Origin of the sequence: Kineococcus aridisoli, assembly GCF_050871885.1 — a bacterium.
In the GTDB taxonomy this organism is placed as follows: Bacteria; Actinomycetota; Actinomycetes; order Actinomycetales; family Kineococcaceae; genus Kineococcus.
Window position 1 is genome coordinate 1 of the sequence record NZ_JBJLSF010000021.1, and the last position, 16,740, is coordinate 16,740.

Annotated in this window: 18 protein-coding genes; 2 read left to right on the forward strand and 16 right to left on the reverse strand. The window is 75.9% G+C overall.

Annotated elements, in window-relative coordinates; all coding sequences use genetic code 11:
- Positions 1-45 precede the first annotated feature (45 nt).
- The 9 genes from ACRYM2_RS08120 to ACRYM2_RS08160 form a co-directional block, all read right to left on the reverse strand.
- Complete coding sequence (locus ACRYM2_RS08120; RefSeq protein ID WP_432521354.1) at positions 46-348, reverse strand: DUF4229 domain-containing protein; 303 nt, start codon at positions 346-348, stop codon at positions 46-48.
- Between the two features lie 4 nt (positions 349-352).
- The gene (gene ccsB, locus ACRYM2_RS08125) at positions 353-1,393 is read right to left on the reverse strand and encodes a c-type cytochrome biogenesis protein CcsB (protein ID WP_432521356.1); all 1,041 of its coding nucleotides are present in this window, start codon (positions 1,391-1,393) and stop codon (positions 353-355) included.
- Positions 1,390-3,129, reverse strand: coding sequence for a cytochrome c biogenesis protein ResB (resB, locus tag ACRYM2_RS08130; protein ID WP_432521357.1), 1,740 nt, complete (start codon positions 3,127-3,129; stop codon positions 1,390-1,392). Before resB ends, ccsB begins: the two co-directional genes overlap by 4 nt.
- A gap of 2 nt (positions 3,130-3,131) precedes the next feature.
- Positions 3,132-3,875 carry a cytochrome c biogenesis CcdA family protein gene (locus tag ACRYM2_RS08135; protein WP_432521359.1) on the reverse strand — a complete coding sequence of 248 codons (744 nt, stop codon included), beginning with the start codon at positions 3,873-3,875 and terminating at the stop codon, positions 3,132-3,134.
- Positions 3,872-4,528: a TlpA family protein disulfide reductase gene (locus tag ACRYM2_RS08140; protein ID WP_432521361.1), complete on the reverse strand. Its 657-nt coding sequence runs from the start codon at positions 4,526-4,528 to the stop codon at positions 3,872-3,874. The genes ACRYM2_RS08135 and ACRYM2_RS08140 overlap by 4 nt, the downstream gene beginning before the upstream one ends.
- Positions 4,525-5,169 (reverse strand): histidine phosphatase family protein, encoded by a 645-nt coding sequence (locus tag ACRYM2_RS08145; RefSeq protein ID WP_432521363.1) that lies wholly within the window; start codon positions 5,167-5,169, stop codon positions 4,525-4,527. The genes ACRYM2_RS08140 and ACRYM2_RS08145 overlap by 4 nt, the downstream gene beginning before the upstream one ends.
- Complete coding sequence (gene hemL, locus ACRYM2_RS08150; protein ID WP_432521364.1) at positions 5,166-6,524, reverse strand: glutamate-1-semialdehyde 2,1-aminomutase; 1,359 nt, start codon at positions 6,522-6,524, stop codon at positions 5,166-5,168. The genes ACRYM2_RS08145 and hemL overlap by 4 nt, the downstream gene beginning before the upstream one ends.
- A gap of 152 nt (positions 6,525-6,676) precedes the next feature.
- Positions 6,677-7,111 (reverse strand): VOC family protein, encoded by a 435-nt coding sequence (locus tag ACRYM2_RS08155; protein ID WP_432521366.1) that lies wholly within the window; start codon positions 7,109-7,111, stop codon positions 6,677-6,679.
- A gap of 5 nt (positions 7,112-7,116) precedes the next feature.
- Positions 7,117-7,566: a helix-turn-helix transcriptional regulator gene (locus tag ACRYM2_RS08160; RefSeq protein ID WP_432521367.1), complete on the reverse strand. Its 450-nt coding sequence runs from the start codon at positions 7,564-7,566 to the stop codon at positions 7,117-7,119.
- 176 nt (positions 7,567-7,742) lie between these two features.
- Here ACRYM2_RS08160 and ACRYM2_RS08165 point away from each other — a divergent pair, with 176 nt between their 5' ends.
- The gene (locus ACRYM2_RS08165) at positions 7,743-8,024 is read left to right on the forward strand and encodes a hypothetical protein (RefSeq protein WP_432521368.1); all 282 of its coding nucleotides are present in this window, start codon (positions 7,743-7,745) and stop codon (positions 8,022-8,024) included.
- A gap of 144 nt (positions 8,025-8,168) precedes the next feature.
- Here ACRYM2_RS08165 and ACRYM2_RS08170 read toward each other — a convergent pair whose 3' ends face one another.
- The 7 genes from ACRYM2_RS08170 to ACRYM2_RS08200 all read right to left on the reverse strand — a co-directional run bounded on the left by ACRYM2_RS08170 (position 8,169) and on the right by ACRYM2_RS08200 (position 15,874).
- Entirely contained in the window at positions 8,169-9,344 is a 1,176-nt protein-coding gene (locus ACRYM2_RS08170) for an aldose epimerase family protein (protein ID WP_432521370.1), read from the reverse strand.
- Positions 9,345-9,509: 165 nt separating this feature from the next.
- The gene (gene hemB / locus ACRYM2_RS08175) at positions 9,510-10,490 is read right to left on the reverse strand and encodes a porphobilinogen synthase (RefSeq protein WP_432521372.1); all 981 of its coding nucleotides are present in this window, start codon (positions 10,488-10,490) and stop codon (positions 9,510-9,512) included.
- Between the two features lie 23 nt (positions 10,491-10,513).
- A complete protein-coding gene (locus ACRYM2_RS08180; RefSeq protein WP_432521416.1) occupies positions 10,514-12,037 on the reverse strand; it encodes a bifunctional uroporphyrinogen-III C-methyltransferase/uroporphyrinogen-III synthase in 1,524 nt (507 codons plus the stop codon).
- A gap of 278 nt (positions 12,038-12,315) precedes the next feature.
- Positions 12,316-13,311 (reverse strand): hydroxymethylbilane synthase, encoded by a 996-nt coding sequence (hemC, locus tag ACRYM2_RS08185; protein ID WP_432521374.1) that lies wholly within the window; start codon positions 13,309-13,311, stop codon positions 12,316-12,318.
- Entirely contained in the window at positions 13,308-14,639 is a 1,332-nt protein-coding gene (locus ACRYM2_RS08190; protein WP_432521375.1) for a glutamyl-tRNA reductase, read from the reverse strand. The genes hemC and ACRYM2_RS08190 overlap by 4 nt, the downstream gene beginning before the upstream one ends.
- Positions 14,640-15,386 (reverse strand): redox-sensing transcriptional repressor Rex, encoded by a 747-nt coding sequence (locus ACRYM2_RS08195; RefSeq protein WP_432521376.1) that lies wholly within the window; start codon positions 15,384-15,386, stop codon positions 14,640-14,642. It abuts the gene before it with no gap.
- Positions 15,387-15,547: 161 nt separating this feature from the next.
- On the reverse strand, positions 15,548-15,874 hold the full coding sequence (locus tag ACRYM2_RS08200; RefSeq protein WP_432521378.1) for a glutaredoxin family protein: 327 nt from the start codon (positions 15,872-15,874) through the stop codon (positions 15,548-15,550).
- Between the two features lie 55 nt (positions 15,875-15,929).
- Between ACRYM2_RS08200 and ACRYM2_RS08205 the strand changes: the two genes are divergently transcribed.
- Positions 15,930-16,709, forward strand: a complete 780-nt coding sequence (locus ACRYM2_RS08205; RefSeq protein ID WP_432521380.1) for an HAD family hydrolase — start codon at positions 15,930-15,932, stop codon at positions 16,707-16,709.
- Positions 16,710-16,740: the final 31 nt, after the last annotated feature.

Sequence of the window (16,740 nt, forward strand, 5' to 3'; positions counted from 1 at the left end):
GGGCCCCGCGGGGCCCCGGCGCCCGTCCTCAGCGGCGACCGGTCCTCAGCGCTGCTCGTCCTCGGCGGCGTTGTCGGCGTCGACGCCGCGGCCGAAGCGCGACGTCGGCGCCGAACCGCCGCCGCGGGTCTGCAGGCGCGCGTCGACGCGCTGCTGCAGCGCCAGCGCCATCTGCTCGCGCTGCTTGCGCAGCAGCACCAGCGACAGCAGCACCGACACGACCGCGCCCAGCAGCAGCGCCAGCCAGGGGTCGGCGCCCAGCGCGCGGATCCCGATGAAGCACAGCACGAAGATGCCCAGGCGCATCGTCGTGTAGCGCAGGGTCATGCCCACGGCGGTCCGTCCCATCTCGTCAGACCCCCGCGTAGGAGTGCAGGCCGGGGAAGAAGATGTTCACCACGAGGTAGTTGAACAGCATGCAGGCGAAGCCGAGGACGGACAGCCAGGCCGCGCGCTTGCCGTCCCAGCCGCGCGTGGCGCGCGCGTGCAGGTAGCAGGCGTAGACGACCCAGATGACGAACGTCCACACCTCCTTGGAGTCCCAGTTCCAGTAGCGGTTCCAGGCGACCTGCGCCCAGACGGCACCGGCGATGAGGGTGAAGGTCCACATCACGAAGGCGACGGCGTTGAGGCGGAAGGCCGTGCGCTCCAGCTCCGTGGAGCCGGGCAGGGCGTCCATGAAGACCCCGCCGGCGCGCCCGCCGGCGGCGGCGACCCGGTCGCGCTTCTCCTGCACCAGCTGCAGGACGGTCGCCGAGAAGCCGAGCGTCGACAGCGCGGTCGCCAGGATCGCGACGAAGACGTGGATGATCAGCCAGTAGCTGTCCAGGGCGGGCACCAGCTGCGCGGCCTCGACGTAGAAGCTGCGCAGCGCGATGCCCAGCGTCGCCAGCACCGGCCCGGCCACGAAGGTGCCCAGGTAGCGGGCGTCCCGCCCGCCGCCCAGCCCGGCGCGCTGCGCGCGGGCCACGGCCACCAGGTAGCCGACGGCGACCACGAGCGAGCCGGTGAGGGCGAACTCGAACATGTTGCCCCACGGCACCCGGTGCACCGAGACGCCGCGGGTGACCACGGAGCCCAGGTGCAGCAGCGCCGCGAGGGTGAACAGGGAGGTGCCGACGGCGGCGGCGCGCCGGCGCCGCACGAGCGGCTCCTGCAGCGTCGCCGTGCCCGCCGACCCGCCCGCCGGTGCCCTGGTCGTGGTGGTCGTCGTGCCGGCGCCGACCGCGGCGGCGCCGGCCGCGCGCTCGGCGGCCCGCGCGTCGCGGGCCTTGATCTCCTTGGCGCCGTCGGCGAGGTCGGCGGCGTAGGCGATGAAGGAGAACAGGTAGGCGCTCATGGCGCCGTAGAGCAGGACGTTGCTGATCCCTGCGAGGTTCTCGTCGACGGTCACGGTCTCTCCTCGGGAGCGTGCACTGGCTGCTCATGGTCCCCCACCGGTGGGGGTGGTGGCGACTTCCCCGGCTCGGGCCCGGGCTCGCCGACGGCCGCGCGCAGCCGGGCGAGGACGCCGTCGACCTCGTCGGCCAGGCCGGCGTCGTTGCCGCGGGCCAGGCCGGCCACCTGCACGCGGCTGCCGCCGGCGCCGTCGGGGACCGCCTTGACCCACACCCGGCGCCGGGGCAGGAACAGCGACATCACCAGGCCGGTGGTGGCCAGCAGGGCGAAGACGAGCGCGGCGCTCTGGCCCGGGGTGGAGCGCACGTCGAAGGAGGCGAAGCGCTCGACGCGCTCGAAGGTCACCGAGCCCAGCCCGTCGGGCAGCTGCACCGTCTGCCCCGGCGCCAGCTGCAGCGGCACCGGCCGGCCCTGGTCGTCGAGCACCTGGCGCATGCCCTCGGTCTCCAGGGTGTAGACGTTCTGCGCCACGCCGTCGTCCAGGCCGAGGTCACCGGTCCACACCTGCATGACGAGGACCGGGTTGGCCAGGTCGGGGAAGCCGGAGACCGGTGCGCCGCCCGCGTCGGTCGTGGCCGAGGGCAGGAAGACGCCCTGCAGGGCCAGCTGCACCGGCGCGCCGCTCGCGTCGAGCGCGTCGGGGACCTTGACGACACCGGTGGAGTCGTAGTTGGCGGTCTGCGGCAGGAAGGGCGTCGGGCCGTCCTGCACGACGTTGCCCGCCCCGTCGCGCACGACGATGACGGGTGCGTAGCCGTTGCCGGACAGCGACACCTGCGTGTGCCCGACCTTGGCGGGGTGGTTGACCCGGATGGTCTCCCGGCGCGGCGACGCCCCCGGCTCGTCGGTGAGCGTGACGTCGGCGGCGAAGCTGCGCGGCTCCCCGATCTGGGTGGTCTGCTGCGCCTCGAAGGAGACGTCCATCGCGTCCAGGACGAGCGTGAAGGGCGGCACGTCGGACAGGTCGGCGCCCACCCCGCCGCTGAAGCTGTCGAAGGTCGTGCCGACCATCGTGCCGCCCACCGTCACCAGCCGCTGGCCGGAGTAGGAGAACAGCGAGCTGGAGGCGACGGCCACGAGCAGCCCCACCAGGGACAGGTGGAACAGCAGGTTGCCGCTCTCGCGGTGGTGGCCCTTCTCCGCGGCCACCGAGCCGTCGCGGACCTCGGTGCGGAAGCGGCGGGCGGCCAGCACGGCGCGGGCGGCCTCCAGCACCTGCCCGGGGGCGGCGGCCAGCTGCGCCCCGCGGTGCTCGGGCAGCCGCTCCAGGCGGGCCGGGGTGCGCGGGGGCCGCGAGCGCAGCGCCTTCAGGTGCACCCCCGCGCGCGGCAGCACGCAGCCGACGAGGGAGATGAACAGCAGCAGGTAGATCGCCGAGAACCAGACGGAGGAGTAGACGTGGAAGCCCTGCAGCCGCTCCACCCACGGGCCGGCGGTGGGGTGGTCGCTCATCCACTGCGCGACCCCGGCGGGGTCGTTGTTCTCCTGCGGGAACGTCGAGCCGGGCACGGCGGCGACGGCCAGCAGCATGAGCAGGAACAGCGCGGTGCGCATGCTCGTCAGCTGCCGCCAGCAGTAGCGGGCGAACTCCACCGGGGCCAGCGGCGCCGCCAGCTCGGCGTCCCCGCGCCGGCGCGAGCGGCGCGGGCGCGCGGGCGGGGCGGGTTCGGGCGCGGCGTCGCGGTACTCGTCGCGCAGGTCGTCCAGGTGGGTCTCGTCGGTGCGGGCCATGCTCAGATCACCGTCTGGTAGTCGTTGACGAGGTGGTACTGCAGCCAGCTCACCAGGGGCAGGAAGCGCCCGGTGACCAGCAGCAGGCCGATGGCGACGAGCAGCAGCGCGCCGAACCGGTCGATCGCCACCCGGTGCCGGCGCAGCACCCCCAGCACCCGCATCCCGCGGCCGTAGGCGAGCGCGACGAGGATGAAGGGGAGCCCCAGGCCGAGGCAGTAGGCCAGCCCCAGGCCGGTGGCCCGGTCCGCGCTGCCGGTGGTGAACGCCATCGCCGAGATCGCCGCGAAGATCGGCCCGATGCAGGGCGTCCAGCCGATGCCGAACAGCGCCCCGAGCACCGGGGCGCCCAGCAGGCCGGCCCGCGGCCGCCAGCGCACCTTCAGCTCGCGCTGGGCCCACAGCGGGGAGAACAGCAGCAGCAGCCCGCCGAGGACGACGACGGCGCCCAGGACGCGCTGCAGCACGTCCCGGTGCTGCAGCAGCGCATCGCCCGCGGACCCCGCGACGAAGCTGATGAGGACGAAGACGACGGAGAAGCCGAGGACGAACAGCAGCGAGCCGAGGAACATCCGCCCGCGCCGCTGCGCGGCCAGGTCGCCGCCCGTCAGCCCCGTCACGTAGGCGAGGAAGCCGGGGACCAGAGGCAGCACGCACGGCGACAGGAACGAGACCAGGCCGGCGAGCGCCGCCAGCGGCACCGCCAGCAGCAGCGGCCCGCTCTGCACGTACTCGGGCAGGTTCACGCCGGCTGCTCGGCGGGCTGCTGGGCGGGCTGCTCTGCGGGCTGCTCGGCGGTGGACCCCTGCGGGGCGGGCAGCGCACCGGCGTCGTCGAGCATCCCGCGCAGCGTGGCGGCCCGCACGATCCCGGAGGCGCGCGCGGCGACGCGGCCCTCGGCGTCCAGGACGAGGGTCGTGGGCGTGGCCTGCGGGGCGTAGCGGCGCAGCGCGAGCACCGCCTGCCCCGAGCCGGCGTCGAGCACGGAGGGGTAGGTGATGGCGAAGGTGCGCTGGAAGGAGGCGGCCACCTCGGCGGTGTCGTCGGTGTTGATGCCGACGAACTGCACACCGCGCTCGGCGTACTCGCTCCACACCGCCTGCAGGTCGGGGGCCTCCTTGCGGCACGGCGAGCAGCCGGCGAACCAGGTGTTGAGGACGACGACCTCGCCCCGGTGGTCGCTGAGCCGCAGCTGCGCGCCGTCGACGGTGGTGCCGGTGAAGTCGACGGGCTCACCGCGCTCCTCGACGGGCGTGCTCACGACCGTCCCGTCGCCCTCGATGTAGTTGGCGCCCTGCGTCTGCGGCAGGCCGTCCCCGCCCGAGCAGCCCGCCAGCGCGAGCACCCCCAGGGCGGCGGCCACGACGGTGCGGCGGCGCGCCGCTGCCACCGCCCTCACGCCCCCGGCACCGGGTCGGCGCCCACGAGCAGGTCGGCGCACGGCTCCGCGTAGGAGACCAGCACCAGGCGGCGGCCGACGAACTCCAGGGAGGTCACCGAGGCCAGCGCGCACTCGCGCTTGCGGGGGTCGTGCACCAGGGGGCGGTGCTCGGCGCGCAGGCGGGTGACCCAGACGGGCAGCTGGTGGCTGACGAGCACCGACTCGCGGCCGGGGAAGGCGTCGCGGGCGTCGCGCACGACGGCGCTGACGCGGGCGACCTGCTGCTCGTACGGCTCGCCCCAGCTGGGGCGGAAGGGGTTCCACAGCCGCGGCCAGGCGCGCGGGTCGCGCAGCGAGCCGGGGCCGGTGGTCACGCGCCGGCCCTCGAAGCTGTTGCCGGCCTCGATGATCCGGGGCTCGGTGCCCAGCGGCAGCCCGTGCGCGGCGGCGACGGGCGCGGCGGTCTCCTGGGCGCGCTGCAGCGGCGAGGCCGTCACGGAGGCGACGTCGTGGTCGGCGAAGTGCTCCGCCAGCCGCTGCGCCATCGCCTGGCCGCGCTCGGAGAGGCGGAAGCCGGGCAGGCGGCCGTAGAGGACGCGCTCGGGGTTCCACACCTCGCCGTGGCGCACGAGGTGGACGACCGTGCGGGGCCCGCTCACAGCGACCCCGCCCCGGCGGCCGCGGCGCGCGCGGCGTGCGGCAGCGCCTCCAGGACGCGCCCGAGGGCGTCCTCGTCGTGGCTGGCGGACAGGAACCACGCCTCGAAGGCGCTGGGCGGCAGGTGCACGCCGCGCTCGAGCATGGCGTGGAAGAAGGCGCGGAAGGCGCCGAGGTCCTGGCGGCGGGCCTCGTCGTAGGTGCGCACCTGCGGCTGGTCGGTGAAGAAGACGCTGAACATCGAGCCGGCGGTGTTGACCACGTGCGGCACCCCGGCCCCGGCCAGCGCCGCGCTGGCGGCGTCGCGCACCGTGGCGGCGGCCCGGTCCACGGCCGCGTAGACCTCCGGCGTGCACAGCCGCAGCGTCGTCAGCCCGGCGGCCGTCGCGACGGGGTTCCCCGACAGCGTGCCCGCCTGGTAGACGGGCCCGGCCGGCGCCAGGTGCGCCATGACGTCGGCGCGCCCGCCGAAGGCCGCGGCGGGGAAGCCGCCGCCCATGACCTTGCCGAAGGTCATGAGGTCGGGGGCGTGCTCGGGGCCGAGGCCCTCGTGGCCGTACCAGCCGGCCGCGCTGACCCGGAAGCCCGTCATGACCTCGTCGGAGACGAGCAGGGCGCCGTGCTCGCGGGTGGTGCGGCGCAGCAGCTGGGTGAAGCCGGGCTGCGGGCGCACGACGCCCATGTTGCCCGCGGCCGCCTCGGTGATGAGGCAGGCGATGCGCTCGCCGTGCACGCGGAAGACCTCCGCGAGCGCCTCGGGGTCGTTGTAGGGGATGACGATCGTGTCCGCGGCCGCCGTCCCGGTGACCCCGGGGGTGTCCGGCAGCGCGAAGGTGGCCAGCCCCGAGCCGGCGGAGGCCAGCAGGGCGTCGACGTGGCCGTGGTAGTGACCGGCGAACTTCACGACCACCGGGCGGCCGGTGAACCCGCGGGCCAGCCGGATCGCGCTCATCGTCGCCTCGGTGCCCGAGCTGACCAGGCGCACCTGCTCGACGGGCTCGACGCGGGAGACGATCTCCTCGGCGAGCAGCACCTCGCGCTCGGTGGGCGTGCCGTAGGAGAAGCCGTCGGCGGCGGCCGCGCGCACGGCCTCCAGCACCTGCGGGTGGGCGTGCCCGAGGATCATCGGCCCCCACGAGCAGAGCAGGTCGACGTACTCGGTGCCGTCGGCGTCGGTGAGGTACGGGCCGCGGGCGGAGGCGGTGAAGCGCGGCGTGCCGCCGACCGCGCGGAAGGCGCGGACCGGGGAGTTGACGCCGCCGGGGATCACCGCGCTCGCCCGCTGGAAGAGGGCGGCCGAGGTGGGTGCGGCGGGGTCCGGGGAGGCGGTCGTCGGGACGGGCGTCGGCGCGGTCACGGGTACCAGTGTCGCAAGCTCCGGCGGTCCCGGACTCCCCAGGGGCCCCTACGACGGCGTGTCGGAGGTGCGGCGTGACAGACCTCACGCCCTCCGCTCCCGGACCGCCCGCGCCCGCCCCGCGCCCGGCCCGTCCCCGGTCGGCCCCGGGGTCAGCCCACCGGGGCGGCGGCGGGGCGGCCGGCCGGCTGGTTGAAGCGCAGCTGGTTGCCCGAGGGGTCGCGCACGCCGAAGTCCCGCACGCCGTAGTCCTGGTCGGCGGGCTCGGACAGCACCTCCACCCCCGCGGCCACCAGCCGCTCGAACAGCGCGTCGACGTCGTCGCAGGTGAAGATCAGCCGCGACAGCAGGCCCTTGGCCAGCAGGTCGGCCAGCGCCTCGCGGTCGGCCGGGGAGGCGTCGGGAGTCGAGGCCGGCCGCTCCAGCACCAGGTGCAGCCCCGGCTGGTCGGGCGGGGTGACGGTGACCCAGCGCATCCCCTCGTAGGAGACGTCCTGGGTGACGGCGAAGCCGAGGGCGTCGCGGTAGAACGCCAGGGCCTCGTCGTGGTCGTGGACGGTCACCGTGCAGTTCGAGAGCGTCAGCATGCGCCTCACGCTAGGAGCGGGCCGGGCGCCGGCGCTTCTCCGATCCTGACCGGTCCGCCCGCCCCGGCGGGCCTGGCCACCCGCCGCAGCACGCAGGCCGGGATGGCCGCGGCGGCGGAGTGGTCCAGCGCGCGGTAGGCGCTCGGCGTCATCCCCACCAGGCGGGTGAAGCGCGTGCTGAAGGAGCCCAGCGAGGAGCAGCCCACGGCGAAGCAGGCCTCGGTGACCGAGACGTCGCCGCGGCGCAGCAGGGCCTTGGCCCGCTCGATGCGCCGGGTCATGACGTAGTCGTAGGGGGTCTCGCCGAAGGCCGCCCGGAAGCTGCGGGAGAAGTGCCCCGGCGACATGCAGGCCTGGCGCGCCAGCACGGCGACGTCGAGCGGCTGGGCGAAGTCGCGGTCGACGCGGTCGCGGACGCGGCGCAGCCGCACGAGGTCCTCGCGGTGCGGTGCCACCCCCGCAGGTTCCCGCCCGCGCACCGGCCGGCACAACCCCCGGCCCGTGCGCGCGCCCCGGAGCGGGGCGGCGGAGCCCGGGTGACGGGCCCGCACCCCCTGTCGCGCGGACCGCGGGTGCCCCAGACTACGAGCGCCGGGACCCCGGCACCACGCCAGTGAAGCGGAGTTCAACCATGAGCCAGCTGCGCAGCGAACCGGTCGTCTCAGGGGAGCCCTACGCCGTCGTCGAGGTGCGGGGGGCGCCACCGTCGGGCCTCGACGAGTTCGGCGGTGACACCTCGTTCCTGCTGACCCTCGGCTCCCACCAGCACGAGGTGGTGGGGGTCGGCACCGTCGTCGACGGCATGGCCCTCGTGCACGAGAAGGAGGGCCAGGACGGCGGCGGCAAGGACGTGCGGGTGTGGCAGGTGACGAACGCGCCCGGCGGGTTCGTCGCCGAGCACGTGACCCGCTGACCCGCCCGCCCCTCCCCCGGGACCGGCACCGGGACGACGTGCTGGGACCGCTCGAACGCGCGGCGGAACCGGTTGAACGCGCGACCGCCGCGCACGGCGGGGAACCCCTGCGGTGCGCGGCGGTGCTGCGTCCGGCCGGTGCCGTCAGCGCGAGAGCGCGAACACCGTCGTCGTCCGGTACTCCTCCCCCGGGCGCAGCACGGTGGAGGGGAAGTCCGGCTGGTTCGGGGAGTCCGGGAAGTGCTGGGTCTCCAGCGCCAGGCCGTCGCCCTGGCGGTACACCGTCCCGCCCGTGCCGACGAGCGTGCCGTCGAGGAAGTTGCCCGAGTAGAACTGCAGACCGGGTTCGGTCGTCGAGATCGTCAGCGTGCGGCCGCTGGCCGGGTCGTGCAGGACGGCCGCCTCCTCCAGCTCCGACTCGGTGTCGCGGTCCAGGACCCAGTTGTGGTCGTAGCCCTGGCCGAACAGGACCTGCTGGAACGGCTGGCGGATGCGCTCGCCGATCGCCGTGGGCCGGCGGAAGTCCATCGGCGTGCCCGCCACCGGGGCGATCTCACCGGTGGGGATGAGGGTCTCGTCCACCGGGGTGTACGCGTCGGCGTGCAGCGTGAGCTCGTGGTCGTAGATCGACCCCGACCCCTCGCCGGAGAGGTTCCAGTAGGAGTGGTTGGTGAGGTTGACGACCGTGGCCGCGTCCGTCGTCGCGCGGTAGTCCAGCCGCAGCTGCGAGAACCGGTCGAGGGTGTAGGTGACGTCCACCGACAGCGTCCCCGGGTAGCCCTGGTCGCCGTCCGGGCTGACCAGCGACAGCTTCAGCCCGACGGTGCCGCCGCCGAACACCGGTTCGGCGGACCAGACCCGCTTGTCGAAGGAGTCCTCCCCGCCGTGCAGGGAGTTCGGGCCGTCGTTCAGCGGCAGCTGGTGCTCGACGCCGTCGAGGGTGAACCTCCCACCGGCGATGCGGTTGCCGTAGCGGCCGATGAGGGCTCCGAAGTACGGGCCGGGGTTGTTGCCGGCCAGGTAGCCCTCGAGGTCCTCGAAGCCGAGGACGACGTTCGTGCTGCGCCCGGAGGAGTCGGGGAACTCCAGGCTCTGGACGATGCCGCCGTAGGTGAGGATCCGGACGGTCACCTCGCCGTTGACGAGCGTCCAGCGCTCGACGGCGGTGCCGTCGGGGGTGGTGCCCCACGGCTCGGCGGACAGCCGCGGATCGAGGCGTTCGGCCGACGCCGAGGCGCTCGAGGCGCCGGCGACCGTGGCCGCCGCACCCGCGAGGGCACCGGCGAGCACGACGCTGCGCCGGGAGGGGTTCGGGGACATGCGCTCTCCTTCGATGAGCTCCGTCGCTCGGACGGCGGAGGGGCCGCCGCGGAGTGGTCCGGAAACTACGGAGAGCGTGCAACGTTGTCAATGGGGCTGCTGTGACGAGCGGGGCGGCGGTCCGGCCGCAGCCCCGCCCGACCCGGGCGCCCCGCCCTGCGGGCCTCAGCCGATCCAGTCCCGGGCGGCTTCGAGCGCCCAGTAGGTGAGGACGATCTGCGCGCCCGCGCGCCGCAGCGCGAGCAGCGACTCCAGCGCCACGCGGTCGCGGTCCAGCGCGCCGGCCTGCGCGGCGAACTCGACCATCGCGTACTCCCCCGACACCTGGTAGCTCGCGACGGGCACGTCGGAGACCTCGGCGACCGCGCGCAGCACGTCCAGGTAGGGCAGGCCCGGCTTGACCATCACCATGTCCGCGCCCTCGTCGAGGTCCAGGCGGACCTCGCGCAGCGCCTCGGCGACGTTGGCCGCCGGATCCTGCTGGTAGGTGCGGCGGTCGCCCTTGAGCTGGGAGTTCACGGCCTCGCGGAAGGGGCCGTAGAAACCGCTGGCGTACTTGACCGCGTACGCGAACAGGGACACGTCCTCGTGGCCGGCCCCGTCCAGCGCCTCGCGCAGGACGCCGATCTGGCCGTCCATCATCCCGCTCGGCCCGAGCACGTGGGCACCGGCGGCCGCCTGGGCCAGCGCCATCGACGCGTAGCGCTCCAGCGTCGCGTCGTTGTCGACCCGGCCGGCGGCGTCCAGCACCCCGCAGTGGCCGTGGTCGGTGAACTCGTCCAGGCACAGGTCGGCCATGACGACGATGTCGTCGCCGACGGCCTCGCGCACGTCCGCCAGGGCGACGTTGAGGATGCCGTCGGGGTCGTCGGCGCCGGAGCCGACGGCGTCCAGGTGCTCCGGCACCCCGAACAGCATGATCCCGCCCAGCCCGGCGGCCACCGCCTCCCTCGCGGTCGCCACGAGCGAGGCGCGGGTGTGCTGGACGACGCCGGGCAGGGTGCGGATCGGCTGCGGCGCGTCGATCCCCTCGCGCACGAAGACCGGCAGGACGAGGTCGCCGGGGTGCAGGTGCACGTCGGTCACCAGCCGGCGCATGGCCGGGGTGGCGCGCAGGCGACGGGGACGGACGGGCAGCTGCACCACTTCGGGCTCCTGTTCCTGGTGCGTCAGCGCGCGCGGCGGCGCGCCGACGCCTTCTTCTGGCTGGGCCGCAGCACCGGCTCGCCGGCCTCGATCGCCGAGGCGCGCAGCCCCTGGCCGTAGCCCGCGAGGGCGTCGACGAGGGCGTCGGCGCTGGGCTCGGCCGCGAGGACGTCGACGCGCAGGCCGTGCTCCTCGGCGGTCTTGGCGGTGGCCGGGCCGATGCAGGCCACGACGGTGGACGGGTGCGGCTTGCCCGCGATCCCGACGAGGTTGCGCACGGTGGAGCTGGAGGTGAACACCACCGCGTCGAAGGCGCCGGTCTTGATGGCGTCGCGCACCGGCGCGGCCGGCGGCGCGGCGCGCACGGTGCGGTACGCCGTGACGTCGTCGACCTCCCAGCCGTTCTCCTGCAGACCGGCCACGAGGGTGTCGGTGGCGATGTCGGCGCGCGGCAGGAACACCCGGTTGATCGGGTCCAGCACGTCGTCGTAGGGCGGCCACGCCTGCAGCAGGCCCGTCGCCGACTGCTCGGTCTCGGGCACCAGGTCCGGCTCGATGCCCCACTCGCGCAGCGCCTCGGCCGTGACGCCGCCGACGGCGGCGACCTTCAGGCCGGAGAACGCGCGGGCGTCCAGGCCGTACTCGGTGAACTTCTCGCGCACCGCCCGCACGGCGTTGACGGAGGTGAAGCCGATCCACTCGTAGCGGCCGGTGACCAGGCCCTTGACGGCCTTCTCCATCTGCTGCGGCGTGCGCGGCGGCTCCACCGAGATGGTCGGGACGACCTCGGCGACGGCACCGTGCTCGGCCAGCTTCGCGCTGACCCCGCCGGCCTGCTCCTTGGTGCGCGGCACCAGCACCCGCCAGCCGAACAGCGGCTTGGTCTCGTACCAGCTGGCCTGCTCGCGCAGCGAGACGACGGAGCCGATGACCGCGGTCGTCGGCGAACCGTCGATGGCCGTCGCGATCGGCTCCAGCTCGCCGAGCGTGGTGGTGGTCGTCGACTGCGTCGTCAGGGTGCCCGAGGAGGTCAGCGACACGGGGGTCGAGGCGGCTCGCCCGGCGCCCAGCAGGCCCACGGCCGCCGCGGCGATGTCGTCGCCGGTGCCGAGCACGACGACCGTGCAGTCCTTGTCCACGTGCCGCGACCAGTCCAGCGAGCGGCCCGCGGGGTGGACGACGTTGACGCTGCTGGTGTGCTGGGTGGTCATCGGCACGCCCGCGTACGTCGGGACGGCGTTGACCGCGGAGACGCCCGGCACCACGTCGAAGGGGGCGCCGGCCTTGCGGCAGGCGGTGATCTCGTCGACCAGGCCGGTGAACGTCGAGGGGTCGCCGTCCATGAGGCGCACCACGCGGCCGCCGGTGCGGGCGGCCTTGACGACGAGCTTGGCGCGGGCGGCGCGCGTCATCGGCTGCCCGTCGTCGCCGCAGGCGGCGTCCACGACCTCCACGCCGGGGCGGCAGTGCCGCGCCACGAGGTCCTCGCGGCTGCCCTGGTCGAGGACGACGACGTCGGCGGCGGCCAGCAGGTCCACCGCGCGCAGCGTCAGCAGCCCCGGGTCGCCCGGGCCCGCGCCGACGAAGGAGACGTGGCCGACGGCCCTCTCGGCCGCCGAGCCGCCGCGGGTGGAGCCCTCCGCGCCCGGCCTGGCGGCGCGGGCGGGCGAGCGCCTCGGCGTGGCGACGACGGCGTCGGCCGCCTCGACGACGGGCGCGAGGTCGGCGGCGGGCGCCGCGCTCACCTCCGCCAGGACGTCGACCTGGGGCGCGTCGATCGCCGCGTCCACCGACGCGTCGACCACAGGGCTGTTCGTCGTCGTGCTCACGAGCCACTCTCCGAGTCGGGACGTGGACCGTCGTCCGGACGGTCCTGGGGGTGGTCCTGGGCGCCGCCGCCGACGGCGGCGGGAGTGCGGGGGCTGCGGCCGCCGAAGACCGCGGCCAGCAGGTCGGCCGCGACGGCGGCGCCGAGCTCGCGCGCCGCCCCCTCGTCGGCGGCGGGGGCGCGCACCGCGCGGCGCACGAGCTCGCCCGAGGGCGCCTGCACGGCGACCCGCAGGTCCAGCTCGCCCTCCAGCGCGCGCGCGTGCGCGCCCACCGGGGCCGAGCAGCCGGCCTCCAGGCCGGAGAGGACCTGCCGCTCGGCGGCGACGGCCAGCCGGTCCGCGGGCGAGTCCAGGGCCGCCAGGGCGGCGACCACCTCGGCGTCGTCGGCGCGGCACTCCACGGCCAGCGCCCCCTGGCCCGGTGCGGGCACGAAGACGTCGGCGTCGAAGACCTCGGTGGCCTCCTCGAGGCGGCCGATGCGCGCCAGCCCCGCGGCGGCCAGCACGACGGCGTCCAGCTCGCCGGAGGCGGCGAAGCCGATGCGGGTGTCGATGTTGCCGCGCACGGCCACGACCTGCAGGTCCGGGCGCAGCGCCTGCAGCAGCGCGCGCCGGCGCGGTGAGCCGGTGCCGACGCGGGCACCGGCGGGCAGCTGCGCCAGGGTGCGCCCGCCGGAGGCCACGAGCACGTCGCGGGGGTCCTCGCGCGCGGGCACCGCGGCCAGCGCGAGGCCGTCGGCCGGCGAGGTCGGCAGGTCCTTCAGCGAGTGCACCGCCAGGTCGACGCCGCCGGCCACGAGCGCCTCGCGCAGCGCGGAGACGAACACGCCCGTGCCGCCGATGGTGGCCAGCGGGGCGCGCGAGACGTCGCCGTGGGTGGTGATCTCCACGAGCTCGACCTCGCGCCCGCCGCGGCGCAGCAGGTCGGCGACCCACCGGCTCTGGGTGGTGGCCAGGGCGCTGCGGCGGGTGCCCAGGCGCAGCGCCCTCACGGCAGGCGCCCGACGGCCTCGGCGACGGTGCCGGACAGCGGCGCGTCACCGGGCAGGGCGGAGCGGCCGGGCGCGCCGACCTCCAGGTCGAACAGGGCGCGCAGGGCGGCCGCGTAGCCGACCCCGCCGGGGGACTCGGCGAGCTCCTTCACCCGCACCGTCGGGGTGTGCAGCAGCTTCTCCACGATGCGGTGCACCGCGCGGTCCACCTCGGCGCGGGTGGTCTCGTCGAGGTCCACCCGGCCGGCCAGGCGGCGCATCTCGGTGTCCACGACGTGGCGGGCCTGGGCGCGCAGCGCCACGACCGTCGGGGCGACGTCGGCGGCGCGCAGCGAGGCGGCGTGCGCGGCGACCTCCTCGGCGACGATGGCCCGCACCGAGCGCAGGTCCTCGGCGACGGCGGAGCTGGCGAGGTCGGCCCCCAGGCCCTCCAGGTCGACCAGGTGCGCGCCGGGCAGGGTCGCCACGTCGGGGGCGATGTCGCGCGGCAGCGCCAGGTCGGCCAGCACCAGCGGGCGCTGCGGGCGGTCCAGCAGCGCGCTGGCGACGGTGGCGACGTCGAGCACGTGCCCGACCGCCCCCGTGCAGCTGACGACGAGGTCGGCCGCGGCCACCTCGGCGCGCAGGGTGTCCAGGCCCACCGCCCGCCCGCCGACGGCGCCGGCCAGCCGCTGCGCGCGCTCGGGGGTGCGGTTGGCGACGACGACGTCCAGCCCCGCGCGCGCCAGCGTCGTGGCGACGAGGGCGCTCATGGCCCCGGCGCCGACCACGAGGGCGCGCCGGCCCGGCAGCGGCCCGAGGACGCCCTCGGCGCGCGCGGTGGTGGCGTCCACGAGCGAGGCGCCGGCGGCGTCCAGGCCGGTCTCCGAGTGCGCCCGCTTGCCCACCCGCAGCGCGGTCTGCAGCAGCCGGTCCAGCGGGCTGCCGGTGCGGCCGCGCTCGTGCAGGTCGTGCAGGGCGCCGCGCAGCTGGCCGAGGATCTGGCTCTCGCCGACGGCCATCGAGTCCAGGCCGCAGGCGACGCGGAAGAGGTGCTCCACGCCGGCGTCCTCGTAGTGCACGTACATCTGCTCGCCGAGCTCCTCGACGCCCAGCCCGATGCGCCGGCACAGCACGTCGCCGACGTCGGCGACGCCGCCGTGGAAGCGGGTGACCTCGCAGTACAGCTCGACGCGGTTGCAGGTGGACAGCGCGAAGGCCTCCTCCACGTGCGCAGAGGCGGTCAGGTCGGCGACGACCCCGCGCGCGGCCGCCGCGTCCAGCGAGGCGCGCTCCAGGACGTCCAGGGAGGCGGTGCGGTGGGACAGGCCCACGACGAGCAGCGCCACTCAGACCACCTCCCCGACCCGCGGGCGGACCCCGTCGAGGGGGTGCACCGGCAGCGGCGCCGCGGCGGGCGCGGCGGGGGCCGGCAGGGGCGCCACCGCGCGGGTGGCCTTGCGCTGGGCGTGGAAGGCGAGGATCTGGAGCTCCGAGGCGAGGTCGACCTTGCGCACGTCGACCCCGGCGGGCACGCGCAGCACGGTCGGGGCGAAGTTGAGGACGCTGGTCACGCCGGCGGCCACGAGGCGGTCGCAGACGTCCTGGGCGTGCTCGGCGGGCACGGCCAGCACCCCGATGGTCGGCTCGTCCGGGCGCAGGACCTCGCCGAGCTCCTCCAGCGGGCGCACCGGCAGGCCGCTGACGACCTCGCCGACCACCTGCGGGCCGTCGTCGAAGAGGCCCACGACGCGGAAGCCGCGGGAGGCGAAGCCGCCGTAGCCGGCGAGGGCGTGCCCGAGGTTGCCGATGCCGACGATGACGACGTTCCAGCTCGTGGTCTGCCCCAGCCTGTCGGCGATCTGTCGACGCAGCTGCTCCACGTCGTAGCCCACGCCCCGGGTGCCGTAGCTGCCCAGGTGGGACAGGTCCTTGCGCAGCTTCGCGGAGCCGACGCCGGCGGCCTCCGCCAGCGCCTCCGAGGAGACCGTGCGCAACCCTCCGTCGGCGAACGCCGACAGGGCCCTCAGGTACTGCGGCAACCTGGCCACGGTCGCTTCGGGGACGTCGACCGTCCCCACCTCGTCCTCGTCCACAGCGGTCAGACCCGCACCCTCGTACGCGTTCTCCCGGCCCGGGCACCCCCGGGCCGCTGGTCGTGCGTCCAGCAGCCTAGGCTCTTGTGAACCCATGCACAAAGTCGTGCGCCGTCGGCGTGACGAGGGTCTCGCCCGCGCCCGCAGCGCTCACGCAGCGCTCACCCCGCGCCGCCGCCCGCGCCCCGGCCGCGGCGCCGCCACCAGCGCCGCCCGGCCAGCGCGTCCTGCAGCCGCTGCCCGTCGAGGCGGCCGAAGTCGCGCTCGGCGCCGTCGACGAGCACCACGGGCACCCGGTCGGAGAAGCGGCGCAGCAGGTCCGGGTCCGCGTCGACGTCGACCTCCGCCCAGGCGGTGCCGGTCCGCTCGGCCACCTCGCGCACGACCTCGCGGCCCTGCTCGCACAGGTGGCAGCCCACCCGCGAGACCAGCACGAGGCGCTCCCGGCCCGTCCCGCCCACCCGCTGCTCCTCCACGCGCTCCCCCACCGCTCCTCCGCCCGCTCCTCCGCCGTCGGCTGCGCAGCGCACCCGCGTGCTTACGATGACCGGCATGCCCCCCGACGTCGAGGCCGCGTTCTTCGACCTCGACAACACGGTGGTGCGCGGCGCCTCGCTGTTCTACTTCGCCCGGGGGCTGGCCGCGCGCGGGTTCTTCTCCCGCCGCGAGCTGCAGGGCTTCACCCGGCGCGCCGTGCACTACGCGCTGCGCGGGGAGGTCCACGGCCACCTCGTGGAGGTCCGCGAGCTCGCGCTCGCCTTCGTCGCCGGGCACACCACGGCCGAGATCCGCGGCATCGGCGAGGAGGTCTACGACGAGCACGTCGAGGCCAAGGTGCGCCCGGGCGCGCAGGCGCTGGCCCGCGGCCACCTCGCGGCGGGCGCACCGGTGTGGCTGGTGACCGCCGCCCCCGTCGAGCTGGCCGACGTCGTGGCCCGCCGCCTGGGGTTCACCGGAGCCCTGGGCACCGTGGCGGAGTCGGTCGACGGGGTCTACACCGGCCGCCTGATCGGCGAGCCGCTGCACGGGCCGGCCAAGGCCGAGGCCGTGGCCGCGCTGGCGCGCGCCTCGGGCTGGGACCTCGCCCGCTGCGCGGCCTACTCCGACTCCGCCAACGACCTGCCGCTGCTGTCGATGGTGGGCCACGCCGTCGCGGTGAACCCCGACCGCGCGCTGCGCCGGCACGCCGCGGCGCACGGCTGGCCGGTGCTGGAGTTCCGCACCTGGCAGCACGCCGTGCGCTGGACGCGGCGGCTGGGCGCGGCGGGCGCCCTGGGCGCGGGGGCCTTCGTGCTCGCCGGCCTGGTGCGCCGCGGCCGCTGACCCGGCCCGGTCGGGTCCGGCCCGGACGCGC

Bases quoted from the DNA above. Each gene is read 5' to 3' on its own strand.
- ACRYM2_RS08165 (WP_432521368.1), top strand. From the start codon at position 7,743: ATGAGCCAGCTGCGCAGCGAACCGGTCGTCTCAGGGGAGCCCTACGCC.
- ACRYM2_RS08155 (WP_432521366.1), bottom strand. From the start codon at position 7,111: ATGCTGACGCTCTCGAACTGCACGGTGACCGTCCACGACCACGACGAG.
- ACRYM2_RS08205 (WP_432521380.1), top strand. From the start codon at position 15,930: ATGACCGGCATGCCCCCCGACGTCGAGGCCGCGTTCTTCGACCTCGAC.
- ACRYM2_RS08120 (WP_432521354.1), bottom strand. From the start codon at position 348: ATGGGACGGACCGCCGTGGGCATGACCCTGCGCTACACGACGATGCGC.
- resB (WP_432521357.1), bottom strand. From the start codon at position 3,129: ATGGCCCGCACCGACGAGACCCACCTGGACGACCTGCGCGACGAGTAC.
- ACRYM2_RS08170 (WP_432521370.1), bottom strand. From the start codon at position 9,344: ATGTCCCCGAACCCCTCCCGGCGCAGCGTCGTGCTCGCCGGTGCCCTC.